General features: G+C 68.0%; 21 protein-coding genes. 4 read left to right on the top strand and 17 right to left on the bottom strand.

Annotation, left to right across the window (positions count from 1 at the left end; all coding sequences use genetic code 11):
- Window positions 1-14: 14 nt before the first annotated feature.
- The 5 genes from ACFYTQ_RS25740 to ACFYTQ_RS25720 all read right to left on the bottom strand — a co-directional run bounded on the left by ACFYTQ_RS25740 (window position 15) and on the right by ACFYTQ_RS25720 (window position 5,674).
- Window positions 15-1,703, bottom strand: a complete 1,689-nt coding sequence (locus tag ACFYTQ_RS25740) for an AMP-binding protein (protein WP_387365997.1) — start codon at window positions 1,701-1,703, stop codon at window positions 15-17.
- A 13-nt stretch (window positions 1,704-1,716) separates the two neighbouring features.
- Window positions 1,717-2,739 carry an acyl-CoA dehydrogenase family protein gene (locus tag ACFYTQ_RS25735; RefSeq protein ID WP_387365994.1) on the bottom strand — a complete coding sequence of 341 codons (1,023 nt, stop codon included), beginning with the start codon at window positions 2,737-2,739 and terminating at the stop codon, window positions 1,717-1,719.
- Window positions 2,736-3,890: an acyl-CoA dehydrogenase family protein gene (locus ACFYTQ_RS25730; protein ID WP_387365991.1), complete on the bottom strand. Its 1,155-nt coding sequence runs from the start codon at window positions 3,888-3,890 to the stop codon at window positions 2,736-2,738. Before ACFYTQ_RS25730 ends, ACFYTQ_RS25735 begins: the two co-directional genes overlap by 4 nt.
- Entirely contained in the window at window positions 3,887-4,663 is a 777-nt protein-coding gene (locus ACFYTQ_RS25725) for a crotonase/enoyl-CoA hydratase family protein (RefSeq protein WP_387365988.1), read from the bottom strand. The genes ACFYTQ_RS25730 and ACFYTQ_RS25725 overlap by 4 nt, the downstream gene beginning before the upstream one ends.
- Before the next feature lie 240 nt (window positions 4,664-4,903).
- A complete protein-coding gene (locus ACFYTQ_RS25720; RefSeq protein ID WP_387365985.1) occupies window positions 4,904-5,674 on the bottom strand; it encodes a FadR/GntR family transcriptional regulator in 771 nt (256 codons plus the stop codon).
- Between the two features lie 216 nt (window positions 5,675-5,890).
- Here ACFYTQ_RS25720 and ACFYTQ_RS25715 point away from each other — a divergent pair, with 216 nt between their 5' ends.
- Genes ACFYTQ_RS25715 through ACFYTQ_RS25705 form a run of 3 tightly spaced genes read left to right on the top strand, consistent with a single transcriptional unit; the run spans window position 5,891 to window position 10,406 of the window.
- A complete protein-coding gene (locus tag ACFYTQ_RS25715) occupies window positions 5,891-7,501 on the top strand; it encodes a class I adenylate-forming enzyme family protein (RefSeq protein WP_387365982.1) in 1,611 nt (536 codons plus the stop codon).
- Window positions 7,498-8,439, top strand: coding sequence for an alpha/beta hydrolase (locus ACFYTQ_RS25710; protein WP_387365979.1), 942 nt, complete (start codon window positions 7,498-7,500; stop codon window positions 8,437-8,439). The genes ACFYTQ_RS25715 and ACFYTQ_RS25710 overlap by 4 nt, the downstream gene beginning before the upstream one ends.
- On the top strand, window positions 8,436-10,406 hold the full coding sequence (locus ACFYTQ_RS25705) for a flavin-containing monooxygenase (protein ID WP_387365976.1): 1,971 nt from the start codon (window positions 8,436-8,438) through the stop codon (window positions 10,404-10,406). The genes ACFYTQ_RS25710 and ACFYTQ_RS25705 overlap by 4 nt, the downstream gene beginning before the upstream one ends.
- 14 nt (window positions 10,407-10,420) lie before the next feature.
- Here the strand turns inward: ACFYTQ_RS25705 and ACFYTQ_RS25700 are convergent, their stop codons facing one another.
- From ACFYTQ_RS25700 to ACFYTQ_RS25665, 8 genes are all read right to left on the bottom strand, one after another.
- The gene (locus ACFYTQ_RS25700) at window positions 10,421-10,993 is read right to left on the bottom strand and encodes a nuclear transport factor 2 family protein (RefSeq protein WP_387365973.1); all 573 of its coding nucleotides are present in this window, start codon (window positions 10,991-10,993) and stop codon (window positions 10,421-10,423) included.
- 78 nt (window positions 10,994-11,071) lie between these two features.
- Entirely contained in the window at window positions 11,072-12,637 is a 1,566-nt protein-coding gene (locus ACFYTQ_RS25695; protein WP_387365970.1) for a class I adenylate-forming enzyme family protein, read from the bottom strand.
- 67 nt (window positions 12,638-12,704) lie between these two features.
- Complete coding sequence (locus tag ACFYTQ_RS25690) at window positions 12,705-13,040, bottom strand: hypothetical protein (RefSeq protein WP_387365967.1); 336 nt, start codon at window positions 13,038-13,040, stop codon at window positions 12,705-12,707.
- Between the two features lie 20 nt (window positions 13,041-13,060).
- On the bottom strand, window positions 13,061-13,543 hold the full coding sequence (locus ACFYTQ_RS25685) for a cupin domain-containing protein (RefSeq protein ID WP_387365964.1): 483 nt from the start codon (window positions 13,541-13,543) through the stop codon (window positions 13,061-13,063).
- 189 nt (window positions 13,544-13,732) lie between these two features.
- Window positions 13,733-14,473, bottom strand: a complete 741-nt coding sequence (locus ACFYTQ_RS25680) for an SDR family NAD(P)-dependent oxidoreductase (protein WP_387365961.1) — start codon at window positions 14,471-14,473, stop codon at window positions 13,733-13,735.
- A 179-nt stretch (window positions 14,474-14,652) separates the two neighbouring features.
- Window positions 14,653-15,810 carry an MFS transporter gene (locus ACFYTQ_RS25675; protein ID WP_387365958.1) on the bottom strand — a complete coding sequence of 386 codons (1,158 nt, stop codon included), beginning with the start codon at window positions 15,808-15,810 and terminating at the stop codon, window positions 14,653-14,655.
- Between the two features lie 80 nt (window positions 15,811-15,890).
- Window positions 15,891-16,607, bottom strand: coding sequence for a lactonase family protein (locus tag ACFYTQ_RS25670; protein WP_387365955.1), 717 nt, complete (start codon window positions 16,605-16,607; stop codon window positions 15,891-15,893).
- 619 nt (window positions 16,608-17,226) lie between these two features.
- A complete protein-coding gene (locus ACFYTQ_RS25665) occupies window positions 17,227-18,324 on the bottom strand; it encodes an FAD-dependent monooxygenase (protein WP_387365953.1) in 1,098 nt (365 codons plus the stop codon).
- Between ACFYTQ_RS25665 and ACFYTQ_RS25660 the strand changes: the two genes are divergently transcribed.
- Window positions 18,323-19,234: a TetR/AcrR family transcriptional regulator gene (locus ACFYTQ_RS25660; RefSeq protein ID WP_387365950.1), complete on the top strand. Its 912-nt coding sequence runs from the start codon at window positions 18,323-18,325 to the stop codon at window positions 19,232-19,234. The two genes, ACFYTQ_RS25665 and ACFYTQ_RS25660, sit on opposite strands and share 2 nt — an antisense overlap.
- Here the strand turns inward: ACFYTQ_RS25660 and ACFYTQ_RS25655 are convergent.
- The 4 genes from ACFYTQ_RS25655 to ACFYTQ_RS25640 form a co-directional block, all read right to left on the bottom strand.
- Complete coding sequence (locus ACFYTQ_RS25655) at window positions 19,185-21,170, bottom strand: flavin-containing monooxygenase (RefSeq protein WP_387365947.1); 1,986 nt, start codon at window positions 21,168-21,170, stop codon at window positions 19,185-19,187. The two genes, ACFYTQ_RS25660 and ACFYTQ_RS25655, sit on opposite strands and share 50 nt — an antisense overlap.
- Before the next feature lie 109 nt (window positions 21,171-21,279).
- Window positions 21,280-22,374: an NDMA-dependent alcohol dehydrogenase gene (locus ACFYTQ_RS25650; protein ID WP_387365944.1), complete on the bottom strand. Its 1,095-nt coding sequence runs from the start codon at window positions 22,372-22,374 to the stop codon at window positions 21,280-21,282.
- A 16-nt stretch (window positions 22,375-22,390) separates the two neighbouring features.
- Window positions 22,391-22,864 carry a cupin domain-containing protein gene (locus ACFYTQ_RS25645; RefSeq protein ID WP_387365941.1) on the bottom strand — a complete coding sequence of 158 codons (474 nt, stop codon included), beginning with the start codon at window positions 22,862-22,864 and terminating at the stop codon, window positions 22,391-22,393.
- Window positions 22,865-22,884: 20 nt separating this feature from the next.
- Complete coding sequence (locus tag ACFYTQ_RS25640; protein WP_387365938.1) at window positions 22,885-23,412, bottom strand: hypothetical protein; 528 nt, start codon at window positions 23,410-23,412, stop codon at window positions 22,885-22,887.
- Between the last annotated feature and the right edge of the window lie 2 nt (window positions 23,413-23,414).

The following is a 23,414-nucleotide window of genomic DNA, read 5'->3' as shown; positions in this document are numbered from 1 at the left end:
TACGTTCCCTTTCCTCAGAAACCGCGCGTCGCCCACTCGGCCAAGCGGAACTTCTGCACCTTGCCGGTGGGCGTGGTCGGCAGTTCGTCGGCCGTGATGATCCGAAATCGCCTGGGGCGCTTGAATCCCGCGAGCCGCTCGCGGCACAGCGCGTCGAGTTCGGCGACGTCGATGCTCGCGCCGGGTTCGGGTACCAGCCAGGCACAACCGATCTCGCCCCATTTGGCGTCGGGGACGGGTACGACGAATGCCTGGCTCACGGCGGGGTGGCCGGTGAGGAGTTCCTCGACCTCCTTCGGCGCGTAGTTCTCGCCGCCGCTGCGGATCAGCTCCTTCTTCCGTCCGGTGAGGGTCACCACGCCGTCGGGCGTGACGGCGCCGATATCACCGGAGTAGACCCAGCCGTCGCGGAAGGTGGTGGTCTCCTCCGGCAGCTTCCAGTAGCCGCGCGCGTTGATGGGTCCGCGCGAAATCAGTTCGCCCTCTTCGCCTTCCGGCAGGATCTCCCCGGTCACCAGATCGGCGGCGTGCACCTCGGCGATCAGACCGCCCAGCTCGGGCAGGCCCGCCGGTCCGGCGTACTTGATCCGGCCCACCGTCGAGGACACGTGCTCGAGGCCGTCCTCCGGCCGCGACATCACCTGTCCCCCACCGGATTCGGTCTGACCGTAGCCGGTGGTCAACTCGCTGACGCCGAGCAGCTCGATCGCACGCTCCCAGAGCCACACCGGCGCCGGAGCGCCCGCCGCCATCAGCCCGACCAGCGAACCGCCCACGGGCTTGCGCCCGGCCGCCCTCTCGCACAGGGCGACGACCATGGTCGGCACGGTCACCAGCTCGTCGGCGCGGTCGCGGTCGATCGCGTCCAGGATCTCCGCGGCGTCGAAGACGCGGCGCAGGATCGCCGCACCCCCGGCGAACATCGCGGCATTGAGCACCTCGTTGTTCGCGAACGCGTGATATAGCGGCAACGCGGTCAGCACCCGCCACCCGTCCCCGAACGCGCGCGACAGGGCGCCGCCGAAGCCGACGCGGGCATCCTGATCGTGGGTCCACAGCACGCCCTTGGGCTGCCCGGTCGAGCCCGAGGTGTACAGCATCATGCCGACGTCGTCCGGGCCCGGGCCCTCGTAGTTCTCGGGCAGGGGGTTGTCTGCGGCCATCAGCTCGGCGAGGGTTTCGACGCCCTCGCGTGCGGGGGCCAGGGCGTCGAACTGCACGACGAACCGCAGATGCGGCAGCTGCTCGGAGGGTAACCGCCGATCCCATCCGGGCGAGATCTCGTCGAGCATGTCCAGGTAGTCGACGCCGCGGAATCCGGTCATCACGATCAGGCCCGTGGCCTCGGAATTGCGCAGGACGAAACCCAATTCGTCCCGTTTGAACATGAAATTCAGCGGGACGAGGACCGCGCCGAGCCGCGAGACCGCGTATTTGACCGCGACGTATTCCGGAAAGTTCGCCATCAGCAGCGCGAGGTGATCACCCTTGCGGATGCCCCGGGCGTACAGGCCCGCGGCGACGCGCTCGACCATGTCGGCCATCTCGCGATAGGTGACCGTTCGATCCTCGGTGACGATGAAATCGCGTTCCGCGAACTCGTCGGCCGACCGGAAGAACCATTCGTGAATCGCCCGGGGCCGCCACTCGGGAAATCTGGCCTCGAGCGCCGCACGCCGCTGTGCGGGGGTGGGGACAACCATGTCGATCTTCTTCCTACCCGGCGATCAGCTGCCAGAGCCCGGGGGCGCCCGCGCGCAGCGCGGCCTCGGTCACCCGCTCGTCCCACGACCGCAGGGAGCCGTACTCCGAGCGCCAGGCCAGCGCGGCGCGGGTACTGGTATGCAGCCGGTGTTCCAGCGTGGTGCCGATCGCGCCGTGCACCTGATGCGCGCCGCGCACCACCACCGACGCCGCGTGTCCGGCGCAGGAACGGGCAACGGCGACAAGGAAATCCAGATCCGGAGCCGACCAGTTCGACGAGATCGCCCGCAGCAGCGCGCTTTCGGTGGCGGCCCGCGCGAGGGCCGCTTCGCCCGCGATATCGGCCGATACCGATTGCACCGCTTGGAATTTCGCGATCGGGCGACCGAACTGCTCCCGCGAGCGCACGTGCTCGGCGGCGAGGGCGAGCGTGCGATCCAGCGCCGCGCAGACCTGCACGCCGCGGATCATGGCCGCTTTGCGTTCGAAGTGCCGCACGGTCTCCGGGGCGACCTCGACCCCGTCGAGCGTCGCGAGATCCACGACGACGCCGTCCCGTGGTTCACCGATGGCATTGGCGCCACGGGTCACGGTCAGCGCGGAGACGGCGATATCGGCGGCCCGATATTCGTCTCCCACCGGCCAGATCACGACCGCGCGGTCGACGGCACCGAGCCACGGCACCGCGTTCGCGCGGCCCGTCGCGTCGAGCAGACAGGCCGTCCGCACGGCCGTGGGTCCGTCCAATTCCGTTGTCCGCCTCAACCATTCGGCGAGCAGGTCGTGTTCGGCGAGCGGCAACCGCACGCCGTGGGCTGCCGCGGCGCTGATCAACGCCACTGCCTCGGCCCAGCCCGCGCCACTGCCGCCGTGCGCCTCGTCGCCGGTCAGGCGGACCAGGCCCAGCCCGTCGAGCCGGTCCCAGAATTCCCGGTCCAACTCGCCCGGCGTGGCCCGGCCCGACTCGGCGTATTCGCCGAAGACGGAGTCGAGCAGATCCGCCAGATCCCGGTCTATCTCCAATATGTCGGTCATCGAAGCCCCAGCCCCCGCGCGATCACACCGCGCAGAATCTCGTTCGTTCCGCCCCGCAGGGTGAAGCCCGGCCGCTGATCCACCGCCCGCTGCACCAGCGCGGCGAATTCCGGTCGCCGCGCACCGGTGTCGCCGGTCAGCGTGTCGGCGAGATCGGCGATATCCCCTTCGGTGACCGTGCCGAGCACCTTCACCACCGCCGCGGCGACATCCGCGGATTCGTGGCGCTCCAGCGCGCCCGCCACCGCCGTCGACATCTGCCGCAGACCCGCGATCCGCGCGACATAGCGGCCCAGTGCCGGATCGGCGTCGAGGCGCGCGCCGCTCATCTCACCGCACAGCGCCGCCAGCAGCGGGAAGGTCGACAGGATGCGTTCGGGCCCACTGCGTTCGAAGCTCAGCTCCGAGGTGACCTGATGCCAGCCCTGGCCGATCTCGCCCACGACCATCTCGTCGGCGACGAAGACGTCGTCGAGGAAGACCTCGTTGAAGTGATGTTCGCCGTTCATCGACACGATCGGCCGCACCGAGACCCCGGGTTGCGCGAATTCCACGAGGAACTGGCTCAATCCGGCGTGCCGGTGCGCGGGATCGACCGGTGCGCTGCGCGCGAGCACGATGAACGCGTGCGCGCGATGGGCTCCCGATGTCCACACCTTGCTGCCGCTGATCCGCCAGCCGCCCTCGACCCGAATCGCCTTGGTGCGCACGCTCGCCAGGTCCGATCCCGAGCCGGGTTCGCTCATACCGATGCCGAAGTAGCACTCCCCGCGCGTGATCGCGGGCAGGTATTTCCGCTTCTGCGTCTCGTTCCCGTATTTCAGCAGCGAGGGCACGATCTGCCGGTCGGCGATCCAATGCGCGGCCACCGGCGCACCGGCCGCGAGCAGTTCCTCGGTCACCACGTATCTTTCGACGAACGACCGCCCGTGCCCGCCGTATTCGACCGGAACGGTCATGCCGATCCAGCCGCGCGCGGCGAGCGCCTTGGTGAAGACCTCGTCCCAGCCCGACAGCCAGCTGTCGACGGCCGGGACGAACGCCCCGCCCGCCAGCTGCTCGGCGAGGAATGCGCGCACCTCGGCGCGGAGTACGTCGGTGTCCCGGTCGGGCACGAACGCCGCGGGCACCAGCCGCTCGACGGTGTTCATCGCGACCGCCACTTGTCGAGGCGGCTCTGGTGCTCGGGGTCCAGGTGCGCCAGCGGCTGCATCGCCGCGGCCATCGCGAGCACGGAATCGAGTCTCGCGGACTTGGATTCGTGCAGCAGGCGCTTGGCCATGCGCAGCGCGTGCGAGGGGTTCTTGGCGATGCGCGCGGCGAGCGCCTCGGCCTCGGCGATCAGCTCCTCGTGCGGCACGACCCGGCTGACCATGCCCCACTCCAGGGCCGTGGGGGCATCGACGCGGTCACCGGTGAACGTCATCTCCGCGGCCCGCTCCCAGCCCACCGCGCGGGGCAGGAACCAGGAACCACCGTCGCCCGGGATGAGACCGATCTGGACGAAACTCTCCGCGAACCAGGCACGTTCGGACGCGATGCGGATATCGGCCATTATCGCGAGATCGCAGCCCGCGCCGACCGCCGCCCCGTTGACCGCCGCGATCAGCGGCACCTCGAGCCGCAGCGCCGCTTGGGGGATCCGTTGGATTCCGGTCGCGTACGCCTGCCGCTGCCGCCGTTCGTCCACACCGAACATGCCTGCGCGGCTTGCCATCTCGCGAACGTTGCCGCCGGAGGAGAACAGTTTGCCCGCGCCGGTCAGGATCACGGCGCGGACCGCGAGATCGGCGTTGGCCTCGTCGACCGCGCGATCGAAGGACTCCGTGAACGCCGCGTCGGTGATGGCGTTGCCGGTCTCGGGCTGGTTGATGGTCCAGATCCGGATCGCGCCGTCGCCGGAGATGTCGAGCGGTGTGTCCATAGGCCGAACTCACTTTCCTTCCAGCGGAACCCTGCGCTCGTCCGCGACTCGGCGCGACGCTAATGGGCTATTCATTATTATCAATCTCATTTATACGCAGAGGTGGGGTCCGCGGTCAAGAACGATCACCAGCCGATTCGGGCGCGGGACGGCGCGGGCGCGCGGAGTGGAGCGATGACGGACGCCGAACCACCCGCTCGGCGCAAACACGTTGGCGCGGTGCGGCTTTCGCCAGGGGCGCTACTCGTGGTAGCGCCGCTCCAGCACCTCGTCGACGTCCGGCCACAGGATCACGGAGTCCAGCTTCTGGCGCTGGCCGCTCTCCAGTTCGAGCAGCAGACCATTGATCATCTCGTGGGTGGCCGTGCGCGAGGTGAGCGCATCGCCGGCCCGGATCGCCTCGACGATCTCCGCCACGCGATCGGCCAACTCCGCGCGGCTACCGGACGGATACCGCCACGCCACAGTCGTATTCATCGCGACCAGCGCGGGCACGAGGGCCGCCAGCAACGCGTTCTGCGACGCCTGCGCCACCCGCAGGCTGTAGCGCGCCGCGTGCTGGGCGTAGGCGGGACCGCGCTGCCCCACCGAGGCCCGCAGCGCCGACACGGAATCATCGAGCTGCGCGAGGTTCTCGTCGGTTCTGTTCTCCGCCGCGAGCCCGGCGACCGCGGGCTCGATGGCGAGCCGCGCCTCGAACACCGACCGCAATGTCGCGCCGTGGAACTGCACGACCATCCCGAGCGCACTGCCGACCACCGCGGGGTCCGGCGTCGCCAGCCGCGGCCCGCCCTGCGGACCGGCCTTGACGGTCACCGCGCCCAGGAACTGCAGCAATCGCAGTGCCTCGCGCAGCGTGCCGCGCGAGACTCCGTACCGCTCGACCAGCGTGGCCTCGTCGGCCAGCCCCTCACCCGGCTGCACGCCGCGGTCCGCGAAATCCCGGATGATCCGCCGAGCGGTGTGCGCGGGCAACGACCCCCGACGGACGCGCTGCTCAGGCTTCGTCATGCCGATCTCCTACCTGGGGATGGCCCCCCTATTCGCGGTTGCCGCTCGAGACTAGCTTGCCCCTGCCGATTGTAACTCTTATACTAATTAGACGCGGACGTTGCGACAGCGCACCCTCTCCCCCGCGCCGCCGGCCGCCCCGATCTCGCCACGAGCAGAGCCCGGCGTTCTCCGACAGCCGAGTCGGACGGCGTCGAAGTGTGACAAAGGACTGTGATGACCATCGAAACAACCTCGAGCGCCCCGGAACGGACAAGTGTCGTCACGGCGACCCTCACCTCCGCGTTCGACGAGTGCTATCGGCGTTTCGCCGATCGCCCCGCGGTGATCGGAGAGGACGGCGAACGCCTCACCTACGCCGAGTTGGGTCGGCGCGCCCGCCGGCTCGCGGGCGGGCTGGCGGAACTCGGGATGAGCGTCGGCGACCGCGCGATCGTGCTGTCGCAGAACCGGCCGGAATGCTTCGTCATCGATCACGCGCTGGCCGCTGGCGGATTCGTCCGCGTCGCCCTGAGTTACCGGTTGCACGCCCGGGAGATCGCGCAGATCGCCCGCGACTGCGACCCGGTCGTCGCCTTCGTCGACGCCGACCGAGAGATCGAAGTGGCCGCGGCGATGGCCGACGCGGGAGTCGGCATCACGATCGTCGCCGTCGACGCCCCCCGATCCGAGCGGTCCATCCCGTTCGCGACGCTGCTCGAGTCGTCCGATATCGCGCCGCCGGACGTCGAACCGGAACAGTTGGCCTGGCTGCCCTACACCTCCGGCACCACCGGGGAGCCGAAAGGCGTGATGCTCAGTCATCGCAGCGTGCTGGCGTGCGCCCGCAATCTCATGGTGGCGCTGGACCGGATCGAGTCCGACGACGTCGTCCTGCACGTCGCGCCGCTGACCCATCTGTCGGGGTACCTGTCGGTGCCCTACACCCTCGGCGGCGCGGCGCATGTGTGCGCGGCGAAATTCGAACCGGTCGCCGCGCTCACCGCCATCGCCGAACACGGCGTGACGGTCCTGCCGGCGGTGCCGACGATGCTCAATATGCTGCTGCCGCACCTGGAGTCGGGGACGTGGCGTACCGACACGCTGCACACCGTGCTGTACGGCGGTTCCGCCATCGCGCCGGAACGGCTGCGGCGCCTGGTGGGTTGCCTCGGCGAGGTCTTCGTGCAGGGCTACGGACTGACCGAGGTGCCGTTCCCGCTCGCCTCGCTGTCGAAGCACGACCATCGCTTCGATCCGGACGCACCGGTGCCCGCCCGGCTGGCCTCGGCCGGACGCGTCATCCCGTTCGTGGAGGTTCGCCTCGTCACCCCGAACGGCGGCCTCGCCGCGGACGGCGAGGAGGGCGAGATCCAGGCCCGGGGCGACACCACGATGCTCGGCTATTGGAACCGTCCCGCGGCGACCGCGGAGGTGATGCTCGCGGACGGCTGGGCCTCGACGGGCGACATCGGCCGGTTCGAGGACGGTTTCCTGCACGTCGTCGACCGCAAGAAGGACATGATCGTCTCGGGCGGCTTCAATGTGTTCCCGGCCGAGATCGAGGCCGCGATCTCGGCGCTCGAGGGGGTGGCCGAGGTCGCGGTGATCGGCGTACCGGATCCACGTTGGGGCGAGGCCGTCAAGGCCGTCGTCGTCGTGCGCGAGGGATTCGACGTCACCGAGACCGATATCGACGCGGTGTGCCTGGAACGCATCGCGAGCTACAAGCGGCCGCGCTCGGTCGAATTCGTCGACGAACTGCCCAAGACCGGCTCCGGCAAGATTCAGCGGCACGTGCTGCGCAGCCGCCACTGGGAAGGGCAGGAAAGGCGAATCGGCGGATGACACAGGCGAATTCGGCCCGGAGCCCCGAGACCCACGGCGTCCCCGCCGACCTCTACCGATTCAACCGAACGCTGTCCACGAAGGGCCTGCCGGGCAGCGCGCTCGACCTGCTGGCATCCTTCGACGACTACACGAATCAGCCCGGACCCGCGGCGACCGTGGTGCCGAAGGTGCCGCTGCGCGAGGTCGGCGGCTGGCGGATCACCGCCGATGTGTACCGGCCGACCGGCGAGCCGCCGTTTCCGACCCTGCTGTATTTGCACGGCGGCGCTTGGGTTCTCGGCGCACCGGCGAGTCACCGCAGACTCGCCGCGGACCTCGCGGCTCTGGGTCTGCTGACCGTCGTCCTGGACTACCGCCGAGCACCGAAACACCGCTTCCCGGCCGCCGTCGACGACACCGCGCACGCCCTCGAATGGCTCCGTGCGCACGCGACGGAGTTCGGGGGCGACCCGGACCGGATCCTCGTCGGCGGCGATTCCGCCGGGGCGAATCTCGCGGCCGCGGCGCTGGCGAACGGGAAGGCCGATCTCGTCTCGGGCGCGGTGCTGCTGTACGGCATCTACGACGTCCACCGGGCGCTGCCGGTGCTCACCGACCTCGTCGGCGGTCCCGATCCGGACAGCCAGCTCTATCTGGAGCCCGACGATATGCGACGGATCGACGACGATCCGCGCCTGCATCCGGAACGGTTCTGCGACCACTTCCCGCCGACCCTGATCCTCGTCGGCGAGGACGACCCGTTGCATCACGAATCCTCTTCCCTCGCAACGGCTCTGACCGATGCGGGCGTCGCGAACAGCTACCTGTCCATTCCCGATGCCCCGCACGGGTTCATGCAGATGCCGACCCATCCCGCGCACACCCGCGGATTGCACGCGATCGAACGGTTCGTCGCTCGCGTTTTCCCGAACAGCCGAGGAGGTACCCACCGATGACCACAGAGGCAACGGCAGATGCGGTCGATCCCATTGCCGGACGGCCCTTTTCGCCGCCGCTGACGGCAAGCGACGCCGAATTGGAGACGGCCCTCGCGGTCGCGAACATCCCGACGCTGCTGCTGGTCATCGCCCAGCTGACCGACGATCCCACCTGGCTCGAGGGACCGTTCCGGCCCACCCGGACGGTCGCGCTCAACGACAACGACACCGGCGGACTCTCCGAAGACCGGCAGGCTCGGGTACGCGCCGCGGCCTTGGAGATCCTGCGCGATATCCGGGACGGCCGCCGCCCGATCGCGCCGCCGCCCGCCGACGAGCGGATCGCGCCGATGCTGAGTCTCTCCCTCGGCGAGGAGGTCCCCGCCGAATACGGCGCGTTGCTGGCCGAGGAGGGCGGTTTCCGCCTGCGCGACGAAATCGATTGGCCCGGTGCACGACCCGCCCGCGCCGACACGATGCATGTGGTCGTGATCGGGGCCGGTCCGTCCGGCATCGCCGCCGCGGCCGCGCTGGCGCACCTCGGTATCCGCTTCACCGTCCTCGAACGCAACGAATCGGTCGGCGGCGTCTGGAACGACAACACCTATCCCGGGGCCGGGGTCGACACCCCGGCCCATCTGTATTCGTTCTCCTTCGCGCCGAAACCGAATTGGACCCGGTACTACGCCAAGCAGCCCGAGGTGCTCGACTACTTCCGGTCGGTGGCGGAGCGATTCGGATTGCGGCGGTTCATCCGCTTCGGCACATCCGTGCGCGGCACGGTGTGGCAGGAGTCCACCCAGACCTGGGCGGTCGAGATCGAGAGCGCCGCGGGCACGGAGACGCTGACCGCGGACGCGGTGATCAGTTGCGTCGGCGCGCTCAACGAACCGGCGATCCCGGAGCTGCCGGGCAGGGACGAATTCGGCGGCGCGATGTTCCATTCGGCGCGCTGGGATCATTCGGTGGACCTCACCGGCAAGCGCGTGGCGATCATCGGCACCGGCGCGACCGCGATGCAGATCGTTCCGGCCATCGCCGACCGCACCGAGCGCACCCTGGTCTTCCAGCGCACCCCCCAGTGGGTCGTGCCCAACGGCAACTACCTGCGCGACGTCGACGCGGGCATCCGGCTGTTGATGGAGCAGGTGCCCTATTACGCCAGCTTCTACCGGATGCGGTTGATCTGGCAGTTCCAGGACAAGCTGCTGGCCACCCTCCGGCGCGATCCGGAGTGGCCGCACCAGGACCGTTCGGTCAACGCGGCCAACGACAAACATCGCGCGTTCCTCACCAAGGCGATGACCGAACAACTCGGTGCCGATGCCGCGCTCCTGCACGACACCGTCATTCCCGGCTACCCGCCCTACAGCAAACGCATCCTCATGGACAACGAGTGGATCGCCACGATTCGCCGCCCGGACGTCGAGCTCATCCCGCAGCGGGTCAGCGGATTCGACGCCGGGCACGTCCTGACCGCCGACGGCACCCGGCACCGAGCCGACGTGGTGGTGTTCGCGACCGGATTCCAGAGCCGAAAGATGTTGTCCACCTTCGAGGTTCGCGGCCGCGACGGCGATACGCTGCGCGACCGGTGGGGCGACGACGACGCGAGCGCCTACCTCGGCATCACCGTGCCCGGTTTCCCGAACTTCTTCATCGTCGGCGGGCCGCAGACGACACCCGCGCACGGCGGCAGCGCTCTGCTGCAATCGGAGTGCGCGGTGACCTACATCGTCCGGACCCTCGTGCGAATGGCGACCGAGAACCTGAGTTCGGTCGACGTCCGCGCCGACGTCGCCGAGCGCTACAACGCCCGGGTCGACGCCGAACACGAACAGCTCGTCTGGACCCATCCCGGGACCGACAACTGGTACCGCAACGCGAAAGGCCGTGTCGTGAACGCGATTCCGTGGCGGCTGGTCGACTATCGCGCCATGACCGAGGAGCCCGACCTCAGCGAATACGTCGTGCGGCGGCGGTGACGGTCGCGGGCGAACTACGCCCCTGCCCGGAGGAATCGGAAGACCGCGTCCTCCGGGCCGCGCACCAAGGGCGCCGACGCGGTCGACACCTCGTCGGCCGCGATGATGCGCCAATAGACCTGCTCGATGACGACTTCGCGGCGGGCCACTTTCCAAGCGCCGCCGCGCCGTTCGGCCCGGTCGACCATCCGCGCGTACATGATGATTTCCAGCCGGTCGTCGTCGGCGACCCGCGTATCCCCCACCCAGCTGCGGATGGTCTCCTCGGCCTCGTTCGAATACCGCTGCGTGGTGATCTCGTAGGTCTCCGATACGGCGACGTCGTCGGAGAGGAAGTCGATCGCGATCTGGCCGACGAGGTGCTGCGACTGCTCGATCAGCGCGTGCCGGCGAGAGACCCATTCGACCAGCCCGTCGACATCCCCCTTGTAGGGCCCGTGATCGTCATGGGCATCGGGATGGTATGTGCTGCGGAACATTTCCCAGTCGCGGCGGTCCACACCGCGCGCGTAGCGATAGAGGTTCTCGCGAATCTCCTCCTTGTCGAGAAGGCGCCGCAGCCCTGCGCTGTCGACGGCACCGCTCACATCTGTCGCATTCGTCATTTCGACACTCCTTCGATACTTCCGGGAATCGGGCTTTGTCGCATGCACGACCGGGTGCGTTCACCCACCACCGACGCGGCGGGCGGCGCCCGACCAGAACTCGTCCGCCAGCACCCGCTTCAGCACCTTTCCCGTACTGCCGGTGGGCAATTCCTCGCGGATTTCGAGACGTCGCGGAATCTTGTACCCGGCCAATCGTTCTCGCGCGTGGTCCTGTACCTGCTCGAGGGTGAGCACGACGCCGGGCCGGGGCACGATCACCGCCACCACCGCCTCGCCCCACATGCTGTCCGGTGCGCTGACAACCGCCACCTGAGCGATGCCTTCCATTGTGGCCAGCGCGTTTTCGACTTCTCTGGGGTAGACGTTGAATCCGCCCGAGACGATCATGTCCTTCCGGCGATCCACGATGAACAGATAGCCGTCGTCGTCGATGATTCCGATGTCGCCCGTTCTGATCCATCCGCCGGTCTCGAACAGCTCGTTCGTCGCCTGGTCGTTTCGCCAGTAGCCCGCGCAATTGGTGGGGCCGTCGACGAGAATCTCACCGCGTTCACCACACGGAAGCGCCCCACCGTCGGCGTCGACGATCCTCACCCGGACACCGGGAGCGGGTCGGCCCGCCGCGGCGGAACGCGCGAGGCCCGCCCGGTTGAGGCGGTCGATATGGTCCTCGGCGGCGAGCGCGGTGACCGGCATCGGCGCTTCGCTGAGCCCGTACAGCTGCACCAGCTTCCCGTCGAAGAACTTCTTCGCGTCGGCGAGCCGGTCGGCGGTGATCGCCGAACCCGCGTACGCGACGCGCTTCAGGCCGCGCAGATCCCGGGGACGCTCCGACAGACGCTCCACGAGCGCGTTGAGCTGCGTCGGCACCACCGGCACGATCGTCGCACCGCGGTGCTCGACCATATCCAGGACCTGATCCGGATCGAACTTGGCCAGCAGGCTGTTCGCTCCCCCGGCCGTCGCCACCGCCATGGCGATCGTCCCGCTCATATGAGCGAGCGGAGCGGTGTGCACGGCACGATCGGAGTCGTCGATATCGCCCAGCGCCCATCTCGTATTGCGGATATTGGCGAGAATCGACGAGTGGGTGTGGATCACGCCCTTGGGTTTTCCGGTCGAACCGGACGTGTAGAGGAGATAGCAGAGGTCGGCGGGCCGGATCACCGGCAACTCCGCATCCGTCGCCGGTGCCGAGGACAGCAGCGCCTCGAACCGATGGACGTCCGCACCGGTCCGGGGCAGCGAATCCGACGGGCCGAATCCGACGAATACGACCGGCACCGACAGCTCGCGGAAGAACTCGTCGCTCGCGGCCTCCGCCCAGAATTCGTCGACCACGAGACAGGACGGCCGAGCGTCCTCGACGATCGTGCGCACCTCGACGTCACGCAATCTCGGCCCCAGGGCCGTCCGCACGAATCCACCCAGCGCGAACGCGTGCTCGAGTTGCACGAACTCCGAGCGGTTCCGCATCACCAGGACCACCCGGTCACCCGGTGAAACTCCCTGCACGGCAAACCAATTCGCCGCCCGCCTGGCCCGCTCCTCGAGCTCGCCGTACCGCGGCGCGCTCCCGTCCTCGTCCACGACCGCGACCCGATCGGCATGGTCGCGATACATCGCCCGAACCAGCTCGCTCAGCGAACCGCACGCGGGGCTTCCTTCGTCGAATCCACTCACGCGCTTGCTAGCCGTCGTTCACCTGGACGCCGATGAACTCCTCTTCCTTGACGATCTTGTCGCCCTCGACCCAAAGGAATTGGGCGAGATGAAGATTGCGGCCGTCGTGATGGGTCGACGTTCGGCAGATGAATCCCCAGTCCGTCACCGTGGTCCGGATATCGGTGAACTCCGGCAGCCCGCCGCGCGCCTCGATACCGTCGAGACCGGATTGGGCGGTGTGGGAGGCGTTCGAGGTGCTCTGCCATACCTGCGCCTGCGGATCGAATTGGTCTCGGAAATCGGCGACATCGCGTTCCGCGAGTGCCTTGGCCCATCGTGCGGCCATATCGGCGTTGGTCATCTTCACTCCTGCTGTGGGAATCAGTGGTTCAGGTTTCGAATGTTGTATTCGTCGTTCGCGCCCGAGACCGGCTTGGCCGGAAGGACGACGCAGGCCATCGTCATGGGCTTGTCGCCGACCACGGTCCAGCTGTGCGCGACGCCGCGCTGCACCACGATGTCGCCGGGATTCAGCACCACATCGCCCTGTTCCATCGCCATTCGGACACTGCCGTCGAGGACGATCACGTAGTCGACGGTGTCGGTCGCGTGCAGCGGGCCCGATTCGCCCGGCCGCATCTCCGCCACCGTGAGGAAGCCGCCGCCATTGGAGAACAGATCCAGCGAGACCGGTGACGCCGCGGGCTCGCTGTCGGAGCGGTTGTCGGCGGGAAGGGCGGTCGCCCACACGAGGGGTCGAGCGGGATCGGGCGGCGCGAGATCGGCGATCGATTCGTCGGACCGGATGCAGGATCTGCCCTGGTCATCGAGTCCGGTCACAACCCGGCGATTTCGTACTGCCATGGCTTGATCCTCTTCTTCGAGCTGCCCGCGGGAAATATTTAATTGAATATAAATTAGACAGTAGAGACGGGCCGTGGTTGTGTCAAGGGTCACAGCGCGCGAGATGTGAGCGGCTCGCCGCAGAGACGGAGCGGCCCGCACCGAGGCACGGAAAGCCTTCGGTACGGGCCGGATTCGGTGGCGCGACGATCAGCACATCGTCAGTCCCCCACTCACGCTGAGCGTCTGGCCGGTCACGAACTCGGCCTTGTTCCCGGCCAGGAAGACCACCCCGTTCGCCACATCGCCCGGCTGCCCCACTCGGCCCAGCGGAATGGCGCGAACCAGCGCGTTGCGCAGTTTGTCCCCGGCGAACTCGGCCAGCAGCTGGGTATCCGTCGGGCCGGGGCAGACGCAGTTGACCCGCACATTGTGGCGGGCCACCTCGCGCGCGGCCGTCTTGGTGAAGGCGATGATGCCGCCCTTCGTCGCCGAGTAGACCGCCTCGCCGGACGAGCCGACGCGCCCCGCGTCGGAGGCGATATTCACGACCGAGCCGGATTTCCGCTCGGACATGATGGGCAGGACAGTCCTGCACGTGTGCAGAACGCCGTAGAGGTTGATGCGAATGATTCGGTCCCAGTCGGCGGGATCGGACTCCACAAATGGGCCCGCCTTGTCCCAGCCCGCGTTGTTCACCAGGACATCGATCCGGCCGAACCGCTCCATCACACCGTCGACCAGCGCGCGCACCGAGTCCGCCGACGACACGTCCGCGGCGATCGCGACCGCGTCACCCCCGAGATCCGCGGCGGTCCGCTCGGCGGCCTCGGCGTCGATATCCGATGCGACGACGATCGCCCCCTCGGCGGTGGCAGCCTCCGCGATGGCGCGACCGATCCCCCGGCCCGCGCCCGTCACGATCGTGACCTTGTCGTCGAGACTGCCCATGATGCTCTCCTGTTCCCGGATGGAATCGCCGATGTACGTGCCGTAACTAGTATACTAGTTATCGCCAGCTGAACCACCGCCAGCACACATCGAGCAGCACTCGCGTCAATCGACCCGTCGCGCCACGAGCAACCCGGCCGTGCCGGCCGCCCCCAGCACGAGCACTCCGTATCCCAGCGTCACCCCGTGAACGCCGACCGTACGCGCCAGCGCCCGGCCACGACCGCCGGAACCGCCGCCCCCAGATAACTGATCAGGTAGAACGCCGACAGCACGCCCGCCAATTCGCCGGGAGCGGCCAGCACGAGCACCGTGCCCAGGGCCGAGGAGAACGACATCCCGAACCCGATTCCGGCCACCACACTCGCGCCGAAGAACAACCCCAGACCGTGCGTCGCCACCGATACGAGAACCAGCACCACCCCCACGACATAGCAACTCAACCCGACACAGATCGCCGACCTCCGCCGCAGCCGTGCCGCGATCAGCGTGCCGAGCGGCGTCACCCCGATCAGCGCCGCGACGCTCAGCCCGCCCGCGGCACGTGGCGCGCCCGGGAAGACGTCTCCCATCACGACCGGGCCCATCGCCTGATAGAACCCGCCCATCGCCCAGCACGACACCGTGGCCAAACAGATCGCGACGAACACCCCACCCTTGCCCACCGGGATGCCGACGGCCGGGCGCAGTGACCGCAGCGCACCCGGATGCCTGCCCCGCGTCTTTGGACACGCGATCAGCGCCACCGCGCACAGCGCCTGCGCGACAGCGAGACCCGCGAAGATGGTGACCTCCGGCATCGGCACCACGCTCACCAGCAGTCCGGCCCCGGCAGCGCCCAGGGCGACCCCGGCCGTCGGGCCGATGCTGGTGGCCACCTGCGCGCGACGGGTATCCCCGCCCGCGCCGCCGAGATCGGCGACATAGGCACTGACAGCGCTCATACCCAGCCCGGCGGCCACGCCCTGCACCGCGCGCCCGACGATCAGCCCGCCCGCCCCGGGCGCGGCGGCCAGCACGGCACACGACGTCAGCGCGAGACCCAGCGTCACGACGGCCACCCTGCGCCGCCCGCAGTGGTCCGAGATCCGGCCGAATACAACCAATGTGATTGCGGCCGAGGAGATGTACGCCCCGAACGACAGGGCGATGACGGCCTGCGAAACCCCGTACGCCGACTCGTAGGTGAGATACAGCGCCGCGGGGGCGCCCGCGGTGGCGAAGATCAGCATCAACGACACGACCGCGACGACGAAACCGAACGCGCCGGGAATCGTCGGCGCCGATCGCCGCCCCACCGCCACAGAGTCGACGTCCACGCTTCCGGTGCTCGACAAGACCGACTCCAATCGACGGGCATCTAGTACACTAGATACTAACCGCCGGGGCTATCCCGGTGTGGCATAACGGCTTTCGACTATCGCGCAGGTACGAGCAGTGAAGCCGCCGAGAAGATCTGTCCCGTACTCACCGGCGGCGCCGGATCGGGCGTCAACGCGCCGTCGGGCCCGATGCTGTAGCCGCGCAGCGCGACCAGCGGTTCGGGCGAGGTCCCGGCCAAATCCACAGCGTAGAGTTCGCGGCCGTCCGAGGAGACGAAGACCTGCCCCGGCAAGGCCCCGAGCGCACCGCCCTGATACGGCGACCCCGGGAGCGGTCGCAGCGACCCGTCGGTGGCGACGTCGAATCCCGTGACGGTATTGGTCAATGCGTTCGGCGTGTACAGGCGGCGGCCGTCGGGACTCAACGCGATTCCGTGCGGAGTCAGGCCCCCGGTCGCGAACGGCGATCCGGGCACCGGGGTCAGCACGCCGGTCGACGGGTCGATGCGCAGGACCGCCACGCCGCCGACGTGCTCACACGAGGTGAACAGGAATTCGCCGTCCGGTGAGACGGTCGGGCTGACCGGGCCCCCGCCCGTCGGGACCGTCTCCCGGGGCGGCGAGAGCGTGCTGTCGTCGTGCAGTTCGTAGCGGGTCACCGAACCGGCCGCGTAGTTGGTGACATAGACATGGCGATTGTCCGGCGACACCGCGGCCATCGGAACCGGACCGCTGGCCGCCAGCGCGCCCACGATCACCGGCGCTCCCGCCGGTGTGGGAAGGCCCTCCGGCGACACCGAATAGCCCTGCATCGTGGCGTTTCCAGCGCCGTCGGGGCCCTGGACGAGAACGAGGATGACGACCGTCCGGCGACACGTTCATCCCGAGCGGAGCCTGCGGAGCCACCACCGGGGCGCCCGGAATGGTCGCGAGGCTCCCGTCGGGCGCTATCGAGAACGCGAAAATCGCGGGAGTGGGTGCGATGGCGAGAACGTAGAGGAACCGGCCATCCGCCGACGCCTTCACCGAGAGCGCGCCGAACCCCGTTTTCTCGGTGGCCCCGGCGATCGCGCGCGGGGCCGCACCGGTCGTCACGTCGAAGCCGAACAACTGATCGGATCCGGCCGCCGACACGTAGAGATGATCGATGGGCGGTGCGTCCGCGATCGCCGACCCCGGATACGCGAACTGCGTGATCAGCAGGGCCGCCGCGACAGCAGCCAGGCTCGCCGCGGCCGCTCGCTGCCGTCCCGTCCCCCGGGGAACCCTCTGCTGATGCCCGTTGCGGCGGCGGACCCTCACGATATGTCTCCAATTCTTCCCGGCAAGAAGCGAATCGCACCGATATGGGGTGCTGGAGACACAACGTAATAACGGCGATAACCCGGGCCATGTCCAACAATCGGACAGTCGGCGCGCCCGAACCTCCCGTCACACCCCCGCGAACGATCGGCTGAAGGACTGCCCCACCGAAACCCGGGCCCGCATCCCGCTCAGCCGGGCGAATTCGTATCGTTCGAGCGCGTCCCGGACGTCGTCCTCCGACCCACCGAGCGCCTCGGCGAGCGCCGCCGCATCCGCCACCGCTTCCTCGAATCCCGCCCCGGTCATGGGAGTCTGCGCGTGCGCGGCGTCGCCGAGCACCGCGATCCGGTCGTTGACGACACGATCCGGCAGATATTCGGTGATCGGTGTGGCGACGACATCGCGGTCCCGGAACGCCTGTACCACACCGCTGCGCCACGGTTCGTCCCATTGCGCACCGGCCCTGCGGATCATCGCGTCGTAGATATCGTCCGGAATCGCGCCCACCCGCGGCGTGTACTTGACCTCCGAACCGTCGACCGCGCCGATCCGGCGGAACAGGGCGGTGTGGTTCGGATCGAACCAGCCCCACCCGTATCGGGTCACCGAGCCGTCGCGTTCGATCAGCGGATACACCGCGAGCATGTCGTTGGCGCCGGTGAAGAAGTCCGGCCCGCCGACCCGATCGGCGAACGACCCCGGCAGATCCGACTGACCGAGCCAGACGACGTAGCCCGCGTACGTCGCGGCGGGGCGGGCGGCGTCGACGTACCGCCGCACGATGCTGCGATATCCGTCGGCCCCCAGCAGTGCCTCGGCTCGCCATTCGCGTCCGTCGTCGGTACGAGCCCAGGCGTATTCGCCGGTCTGTCCCACCTCGGAGACATGCGCGTTCTCGACGATGGTGATGAGCGGTTCGGCGTCGGCCGCGGCGCGCAAGGCGGAGTACACGTCCCACCAGGCGTGCGGATACGTCCCCTGCCGCATGGACGCGGATCCGAGCGACGCCCCGACGATCTCGCGAGCCCGCTCGCCCAAGGCCCTGCTCAGGCTCGCGCCCGACACCAGAATCGCGACTCCGCGCTGCGTCCGGCCGCTGGTCCGTTCCAGAACCGTGCTGGCCCGCCCGCGGGCGGCCAGTGCCAGGGCGGTGCTGAGACCGCCGAGCGAGCCGCCCACGATCACCGTCGCCGCCCGTGCGACGTCCTCGGACACCGGTGCCATGACTGTCTCCTCACTCACCGCCTGGTATCGGCTTCCGGCGGTGCCGTCATCGAGACTGGCAGGCGGCACGCCGACCGTGCAGAGGAGAGATCTTTCCCAGGAGGCGGCGTGCCCTCGATCGGCCCCGGGACCGCGGTCCGCCCATAATGAAATTGAGATTATAGGCGGTCACCGTCGTCTCCGGGCCAGCGTGTACCCTTCGAACGTGGCGAGAACGCAGAATAAAAAAGAGACGTCGGCCGAGGCCGCGTCGAAGGGGGCGGCCACGCGACGCCGAATTCTCGACGCGACGGCGAAAATCCTGAGCCGCAAGGGTTACGCCGGAACGCGCTTGTCCGACATCGCCGACGAAGCCGAGATGCAAGCCCCGGCGATCTATTACTATTTCGACTCGCGCGAGGCTCTCATCGTCGAGGCCATTCGCTACGGAAGTGCCGATACCCGGCAGATCGTCGGGTCTGTCCTGGACGCGCTCGCCGACGATCACTCCGCGATGGACCGCATTCTCGTCGCCGTCGAAGTACATCTGCGCAATGCCATGGGCATTTCGGACTATGCCACCGCCTCGGCCCGCAATATCGGGCAGCTCCCCGACCATCTCAAGGCGAAGCCGGAGGAGGAGCAGGTCAAATACGGGGAATTGTGGCGGCGACTGATCACCGACGCCATCGCCGCGGGGGAATGCCGCGACGGGCTCGATCCGACCATCGCCGTCATTCTGGTGCTCGGAGCCCTGAACTACGCATCGGAATGGTTCGACCCGAAACGCAGCTCGGTCGACCACATCGTGTCGTCCGCCCAGTCGCTGGTCCGGTTCGGCCTCGGCGGCCCCAAGGCCGAGGCCGATCGCCCGCTTCCGGTCATCGGCGATCCCCGCGAATGGCTGCGGGCACAGGAGTCGACGCCGTAGGGGTCACGACGAAGTCGTCGAAGTCCGGTACGCGGGTCATCTCGAAGTAGTCGACGCCGCGCCACGGCAGCGGCGCGGTCACGCGCCCGTGCCGGTTGCGGTACCAGGTGGTCATCCCCGGATGGGTCCAGATCAGTTGCTCGTGTTCGGCGTGCAGGCGTCGGTTGTATTCGGCGCACACGGTGTCCTTCACCTCCACGGCACCCATTCCTCGCTCGACCATCGCCACCAGGATCTGCGCGATGTACGCGACGGCGCATTCGGAGGGGAACAGATTGCTGCCCCCGTGCCCCAGCGCGGTATTGGGGCCGCCGACGATGAAGAAATTCGGGAAGTCGGGAACGGTGATGCCGAGGTAGGCGTAGGGATTGTCGTCACCCCACTGTTCCCGCAATCCCACACCGGATCGCCCCCGGATATCCATCGGCGCCAGCATCCGGCTGCTCTCGAACCCGGTCGCCAGGACGACCACATCGGCGCGATGACGACGGCCGTCCTCGGTGCGAACATGGTGTTCGTCGAATCCCCGGACCCCGGCCGCGACCAGTTCGACATCGTCGCGTTTGACCGTCTCGATCCAGCCGTTGTCCATCAGGATCCGCTTCCCGTAGGGCGGATAGGTCGGTAACACCTTGTCGCGCAGGTCGATTCGGTCCCCCAACTCACGATCGACGTATTCGGTGAAGAAGCGGCGATGCTTCTCGTTCGTCGCGTTGATCGAGCGTTCTGGATGCTCCCAGTGCGGATCACGACGCAGGGTGGCCAGCAATTTGTCCTGGAACTGCCAGATCAAGCGCATCCGATAGAAGGCGGCGTAGTACGGCACCTGTTCCATGAGCAGCCGCACCTCCGGCAGGACGTCGCGACGATAATTCAGGTTCGGCGCCACCCATTGCGCGGACCGCTGGAAGACCAGCACCCGCTGTGCCTCGTCCGCGATGGACGGCACGATCTGCATCGCGGTGGCACCGGTGCCGATCACGGCGACGCGTTTGCCGCGCAGGTCGACCGAGTGATCCCATTCGGCGGAGTGGAACATCGGGCCGGCGAAGCGGTCCATGCCCTCGAAATCGGGAATCGACGGCCGATTGAGAAATCCGACGCAGCTGATCACGACGGCGGCCTCGAGCCGCTCGGTGACCCCCTCGCGCGTCCGCACGGTCACGGTCCACCGTTGCCGGGCCGCATCCCACTCGGCGCGTTCGACCTCGGTGCCGAACCGGATGCGCTCGGCGACACCGAATTTCTGGGCCGTGCCGTTGATGTAGTTCAGGATCTCGGGCTGCTTGGCGTAATACCGGGTCCACGATCCCGTCGGAGCGAACGCGTAATGGTACAGGTGACTCGGAGTGTCCACGCCCGCACCGGGATACGTGTTCTGATGCCAGACTCCGCCTGGGGCATCGGACTTTTCGATGACGGTGAACGGAATACCCAACTGCCGCAACGTCACCGCCGCCGCGATGCCCGAGAACCCGGCACCGATAACGAGCACGCCGAGGCGGTCGGCGGCGGACGGGCGGCCGTGCGTCCACCGCACCTCGGGCCGCGGATGCAGATTCCCCTCGATCGCCAGGCTCGCGGCGTATTCCCGGGGCACCGTCTCACCGAGCGAAATCGACAACAGGCCGGGAAGCTCGTCGTCGGCCGGGGGCGGCGGCGTCGGCCGCGCACCGTCGCGCCACTCCCGAATCACCTCGAAGGCCGCCGCGCGGATCTCCTCCTGGATTTCGGGCGGGAATCCACCGTCGTCGTTGTCGTTCAGAGCCCTCGTCCGGGTCGGAAGATAAGGTGCGCGCAGCCACCCCTCGTCCCCGGTGAATTGCGCCAGTACCAGCAGAAGCGTCGGAAGGTTGGCTTCCCGCAGCGCCGCGCGAAGCTCGCCGTCGTCTGCCGTCATGGTGATCGAGCGGGGTTCGGCCAGCCGTACCGGCATTGTCGTTTCCTTCCTTCGGATCGCTCCACGCGACCGCCATCGGTATCTATTTTAATATAGATTAAAGACAGCGGCCGAGTGGGCTGGGTCACCCGCGCTCTGGCCGCACCTAATGGACGACCGCTCCCCTGAGGATCTTCCCGTCCTCCTGGTCCGCGTATCCGCGAGTGATCTCGTCGAGGGTGTACCGCTTGCTGATCAGCTCGTCGAGTTTCAGGCGGCCGTCCCGGTACAGGTCCAGCAACAGCGGAATGTCGTGGAGCGGGTTGCATTTGCCGAATACGTTGCCGACGATCCGCTTCTGATACACCATCAGGTTCGCGTCGAGCGGAAGTTCCACCGGGCCACCGGATGTGACGGTGACCTGGGAGTCCTTTCCGATGATCCCGATCGCCTGTGCCATCACCTCGGCGGTCAGCATGCCGACCGTGCAGATGGCGTGCTCGGCGAGCTGCCCGCGGGTCAGTTCGACCACCGCCCGGTGGGCGTCGCGCGCGTCGGCGAAGACGTGCGTGGCGCCGAATCGCAGCGCCTGCTCGCGCTTGAATTCGACGGGGTCGACGGCGATCACGTGGCGCGCACCCGCGTAACTCGCTCCCTGCACCGCGTTGATTCCCACACCGCCGACCCCGAAGACGACCACGGTGTCCTCCGGTCGCACACCGGCGACATTGACGGCCGATCCCCATCCCGTCGGGACGGCACAACCGACCACCGCCGCGACATCGAAGGGGATGTCGTCACCGATGCGCACCACCGAATTCTGTGACACGACAGCACATTCGGCGAAGGTGCCCAGGGCACAGAATCCGCCGAGGCCCGTGCCCGCGTCGTCGTGGAACCGGAACGTCCCGTCGGACATCATTCCCGTCACCATTTCGGCGCCGGCGTCGCAGAGGTTCTGGCGACCGGTCGAACAATATCGGCAGACTCCGCAGACCGGGATGAACGAGCACACCACATGGTCGCCGACGCTCGCCCGCGTCACCCCGGAACCGACGGCCTCGACCACCCCGGCCCCTTCGTGCCCGCCGACCAGGGGAAGCCGGCATCCGCCCACGGTCCGCAGATGTTCATCGGAATGGCACAAGCCCGACGCGGCGAAACGAACGAGCACCTCGCCCGTGCCCGGCTCGTCGAGTTCGAGATCGGCGATCTCCCAAGGCTTTCCGGTTTCCCGGATGATCGCGGCTCTTGTCTTCACGTCGCTCCCGCCGAGTTCAGAACGAGGCCTTGGTGACCGCGTCCCGCAAGGGGATCGCCGGGAGCACGACCGCGGCCAGCACGACGGGCTCGTCACCGACGACACTCCACTGATGCGCGACGCCGCGGTCGACGATGATGTCACCGGGCCCGGCGATCGCGTCGCCGTCCTCGAGGGTTATCCGCACTCGCCCATGCGTGACGAAGACGAAATCCAGAGTATTCGTCGCGTGGAACGGACCCGAATACCCCGGTTCCATCTCGGACATGAATACGAATCCGCTACCGTCGGAGAACATTTCCGGGCCGACGGCCTGTTTCGCCATCGGATCATCGCTACCCTCGTTGTTCGCGGGGAATCCCGGCGTAGCCCATACCAGCGGGTGTTCCGACGTGCCGCCGGGAAGTTTGTCGATCGTATCGTCGGACAGGACGGAGGATCGTCCCGCGGAATTCAGTCCGGTGACGATGCGACGGTTGGTGATTGCCATTGTTCCACTCCTTTTCGAGATTATTTACCGACCGAGGTGCGCTTCAGATCCGCCGCGAGATGGCCGTCGGCCCACGGCTGATACACCGCACGGTCCTGGTATTCGTGCAGCCGGACGATCTTGCCGTCCTTGACATAGAAGATCACGCACAAGGGAATGCGCACCCGGGAGCCGTCGGTGGCGGTCGCGACGACGACCTGCTCCACCACGCACCCACCGTCGGCGATCTCCTCGATATCGCCGGGTACGGTGGCCACCGCGAACCTGCCGATGAACGGCGAGATCCGCACCCTTTCCCGGCGCAGGTCCGGATAACGACTCAACGTTTCCCGGGCGAATGCCCCATGTTCGGCGGGCGAAATCGCCGAATCGTCGAGATTGCTCCACACCAGGCGGTCCGGATCCATATTCATCTTGGGACCGTCGCCGGCCGCGCGCCGGGCGGCCCATTGCTCGAATGTCTCGCCGCACTCGGCGGGATAGTTCGGCTCCAGATAGGGGGCCACGACGTCCACATATTGCTGTAGGCGTTCTTCGATCGACACCATTG

Origin of the sequence: Nocardia sp. NPDC004068, from assembly GCF_042874315.1 — a bacterium.
GTDB lineage: Bacteria > Actinomycetota > Actinomycetes > Mycobacteriales > Mycobacteriaceae > Nocardia.
This window is presented reverse-complemented; position numbering and strand designations above follow the sequence as displayed.